The organism is Bradyrhizobium sp., from assembly GCF_027451485.1.
Taxonomy (GTDB): Bacteria; Pseudomonadota; Alphaproteobacteria; order Rhizobiales; family Xanthobacteraceae; genus Bradyrhizobium.
This window is the reverse complement of the sequence record NZ_DAIDJE010000189.1, coordinates 1-3,530: the sequence shown is the minus strand read 5'-3', so window position 1 is coordinate 3,530 and position 3,530 is coordinate 1. Positions and strand designations below refer to the sequence as shown.

Below are 3,530 nucleotides of genomic sequence, written 5' to 3'. Positions count from 1 at the left end.
GAAATACGCGACGACCAATACCGCCCTGATGTACACGGCCAAGGGCGTGTCGGCCTTTGTGGTCCCGCTGGCCAACGTGCTGAAGGTGCACACCGGCAGCTGGCACGCCGTTTTTGTGGTCGCATCGATCATGAACCTTCTTGTGGTGGCGCTGGCCTTGTTCGTCGTACGGCCGATGCGGCTTTCAAAGCGCGCCGCGGAAAAGGACGCCCCGGTGGCGCAACCGGCGGAATAGCCGAAGGCGCCCTCAACGCGTCCGTCAGCCAGGAATGTGGGGCGCACTTCGGTGCGCCCCTCTTTTTGCCAAAAGCGATTGGCATACAAAATACACAATGCTCTCTGGCTCGGGCAGTTGCGCGAGCTTGCGTCGCGCGAAACGTCAGGAATGCTGCCATTATTCTTGCGGAATCACGGTCACAAACGATTTGACAACTGGCATAACGTATACCAATCTTGGTGCGTTGATATCCTGATCCTGCGGCTGACCTTGAGGAGCTTGCGATGAAAGTCGGAGACGTCCTGCGCAAGAAGACTGCGCGCATTTCCACCATTCGAATGAACGAAACCGTGGCCATCGCGGCGCAACTGATGCGGGCGGGCAATGTCAGCGCCCTCGTCGTCAAGGACGTTGTGCGCACGGAAGGCAATACCGCTGTCGGCATGTTCACGGAGCGCGACGTCGTGCGTGCGATCGCCGAACACGGCGCCGCCGGGGTCAACATGAAAGTGTCGCAGCTGATCTCGGTGCAGCAGCTTGTGTGGTGCAGTTCCAACGATACGCTGGAAGATGTCCGTCACCTGATGAACGAACATCACATCCGCCATCTTCCGGTGATCGACAACCACAGCCTCTGCGGCGTGATCAGCATTCGCGACATTGCAAGCGCCTTTGACGACGAGGCCATGGTGTTCGCCGCCTCCGCCTGAGGCTCTTCCCCATCCTGCGACTTCCAGGCGCGGAAATTCCGTTTCCGCGCACTGCAGCGACGCGTCCAGATTTCTCAATCCAGCTTCGATTTCGATCTTCCGGGTAGGTTTCATGAAAGTCTGCATTTACGGCGCCGGTGCGATCGGCGGTTATCTCGGGGTTCAGTTCGCGCGCGCGGGCGCCGACGTCAGCCTGGTCGCGCGCGGCGCCCATCTTGCCGCGATGAAGGCGAATGGATTGAAGCTTCTGATCGGCGACGAAGAGCGTGTGGCGCGTCCGCGCTGCACCGACAGCCCCGCCGAACTTGGTCCGCAGGACTTCGTCATCATCTGCCTGAAGGCGCATTCCATCACCGGGGTCATCGATGCGATGCAGCCGCTGCTTGCCGAGAAAACCCGCGTTGTGACCGCGGTGAACGGTATTCCCTACTGGTATTTCTACAAGCACGGCGGGGCCTACGAAGGCGCGACGCTGGAGAGCATCGATCCGGGCGGGCGACAGTGGCGCGAACTGGGGCCTGCGCGCGCCATCGGCTGCATCGTCTACCCCGCGACCGAGATTGTGGCTCCGGGCGTGATCCAGCACGTCTATGGCGACCGCTTTCCGATCGGCGAACCCTCCGGCGAAACGACGGAAGACGTGATACGCCTGTCTGCGCTGTTCAGCGAGGCCGGCATGCAGGCGCCAGTGCTGGCGCGTATCCGCGACGAAATCTGGCTGAAGCTCTGGGGCAATGTCTGCCTCAATCCGATCAGCGCATTGACGCATGCAACGCTCGACGTGATCTGCTCGGATCCGGCCACCCGCGCCCTGTCGAAGGCGATCATGATCGAGGCACAGACGATCGCTGAAAAATTCGGCGTCAAATTCCGTGTCGATGTCGAACGCCGCATCGAAGGCGCGCGCAAGGTCGGCGCCCACAAGACGTCGATGCTGCAGGACCTTGAGCGCGGCCGGCCAATGGAAATCCGACCGCTGGTTTCGGTGGTTCAGGAAATGGGGCGGCTGACGCAAACCCCGACGCCTGCCCTCGACGCCGTGCTCGCCCTCGTCGTGCAGCGGGCCCGAATAGCCGGACTTGGCTGCGCTCCGATCCCGGTCGAAAGCAAAACACCGGCCTTTGCCTGATCACGGCCGCCATGCAAGGCCGCCGTAGACAATTCACGGCTGCGGCGGCATCCTTCCTCTGAAAAAAGCGCGCCGACAGGTGAGCCTTTCGGAGGAAAAATGATCAAAACGCGATTTACCGAACTGGTCGGCGTCGAACACCCGATCGCCCAGGGCGGCATGCAATGGGTCGGGGTCGCCGAACTTGTCTCGGCGGTCGCGAATGCCGGGGCGCTCGGCTTCCTCACCGCGCTGACGCAACCGACGCCGGAAGATCTTCGAAAAGAGATCGCGCGCTGCCGCGACATGACTGACAAGCCGTTCGGCGTCAACCTGACCATCCTGCCCGCGATCAAGCCTCCTCCTTACGCCGAATATCGCCAGGCCATTATCGAAAGCGGCGTCAAGATCGTCGAGACCGCCGGCAACAAGCCGCAGGATCATGTCGCCGAATTCAAGAAGCACGGCATCAAGGTCGTGCACAAATGCACCAGCGTGCGCCACGCGCTGTCGGCCGAACGCATGGGGGTCGATGCGATTTCCATCGACGGTTTTGAATGCGCCGGCCACCCCGGAGAGGACGATACGCCGGGCCTGATCCTGATTCCGGCAGCTGCCGACAAGATCAAGATACCGATGATTGCCTCCGGCGGCTTCGGTGACGGACGCGGTCTGGTCGCCGCGCTCGCACTCGGCGCGGAAGGCATCAACATGGGCACGCGCTTCATGGCGACCCGAGAAAGTCCGATTCATCAGCAGATCAAGGAACGCATCGTCGCCAATGACGAGCGCGAGACCGAACTGATCTTCCGCACCATGCGTAACACCTCGCGCGTCGCCAAGAACGCGATTTCGACCAAGGTAGTGGCGATGGAGAAGGAAGGCGCCACCTTCGAGCAGGTTCGCGAACTGGTGGCGGGCGCGCGCGGCAAGATGGTCTATGCGACAGGCGATGCAGATGAGGGAATCTGGTCGGCGGGTCAGGTCCAGGGTCTGATCCATGATATTCCCACCTGCGCCGAGCTCGTATCGCGCATTGTCCGCGACGCGGAGGCGATCATTCAAAGCCGGCTCGAAGGGATGCTCTCCCCTCGCCGCCAGGCCGCAGAATAGTCGGTCGTGCCAAAAAAGACTCCGTCCCCTTGTCCTGAGGAGCCACAGCGCAGCAGGCATCTCGAAGATGAGGTCGGGGTCGCGCCTCATGGTTCTCCCGGCGATGCGAAGCATCGTCCGGAGACGCGTTGTTTCGTGCCGCCGTTCGTTAACGGCCTCACTTGCGCTCGGCCTGCTCGGACGGTAGCGCTCCTCACCATCAGGGTTTACTGAAGTCGCCTCGCCAGAAAGAGAAAGATCCCATGAAAGCCTATATCTACGGCGCCAACGGCGCTGAAATCGCCGATGTCGCCAAGCCCACCCCGAAAGGCACACAGGTGCTGGTGCGCGTCCGCGCCTGCGGCCTCAACCGGGCCGATCTCGGCATGACCAAAGGACATGC

General features: G+C 61.8%; 3 protein-coding genes and 2 pseudogenes. All 5 read left to right on the top strand.

Translation table 11 applies throughout. The annotated features are described in order from the left end of the window. Window positions 1–235, top strand: a pseudogene (locus NEZ08_RS22695) (oxalate/formate MFS antiporter); the annotation flags it as partial. Between the two features lie 266 nt (window positions 236–501). Next, window positions 502–927 carry a CBS domain-containing protein gene (locus NEZ08_RS22690; protein ID WP_298112086.1) on the top strand — a complete coding sequence of 142 codons (426 nt, stop codon included), beginning with the start codon at window positions 502–504 and terminating at the stop codon, window positions 925–927. 112 nt (window positions 928–1,039) lie between these two features. Then, entirely contained in the window at window positions 1,040–2,056 is a 1,017-nt protein-coding gene (locus NEZ08_RS22685) for a 2-dehydropantoate 2-reductase (protein WP_298112084.1), read from the top strand. A gap of 99 nt (window positions 2,057–2,155) precedes the next feature. Continuing rightward, window positions 2,156–3,148 (top strand): nitronate monooxygenase family protein, encoded by a 993-nt coding sequence (locus NEZ08_RS22680; protein WP_298112081.1) that lies wholly within the window; start codon window positions 2,156–2,158, stop codon window positions 3,146–3,148. Between the two features lie 242 nt (window positions 3,149–3,390). Next, window positions 3,391–3,530: pseudogene (locus NEZ08_RS22675) on the top strand (quinone oxidoreductase); the annotation flags it as partial.

What these genes read in the sequence shown, in the direction of transcription:
- NEZ08_RS22690 (WP_298112086.1), top strand. Translation starts at nt 502, where the DNA reads ATGAAAGTCGGAGACGTCCTGCGCAAGAAGACTGCGCGCATTTCCACC.
- NEZ08_RS22685 (WP_298112084.1), top strand. Translation starts at nt 1,040, where the DNA reads ATGAAAGTCTGCATTTACGGCGCCGGTGCGATCGGCGGTTATCTCGGG.
- NEZ08_RS22680 (WP_298112081.1), top strand. Translation starts at nt 2,156, where the DNA reads ATGATCAAAACGCGATTTACCGAACTGGTCGGCGTCGAACACCCGATC.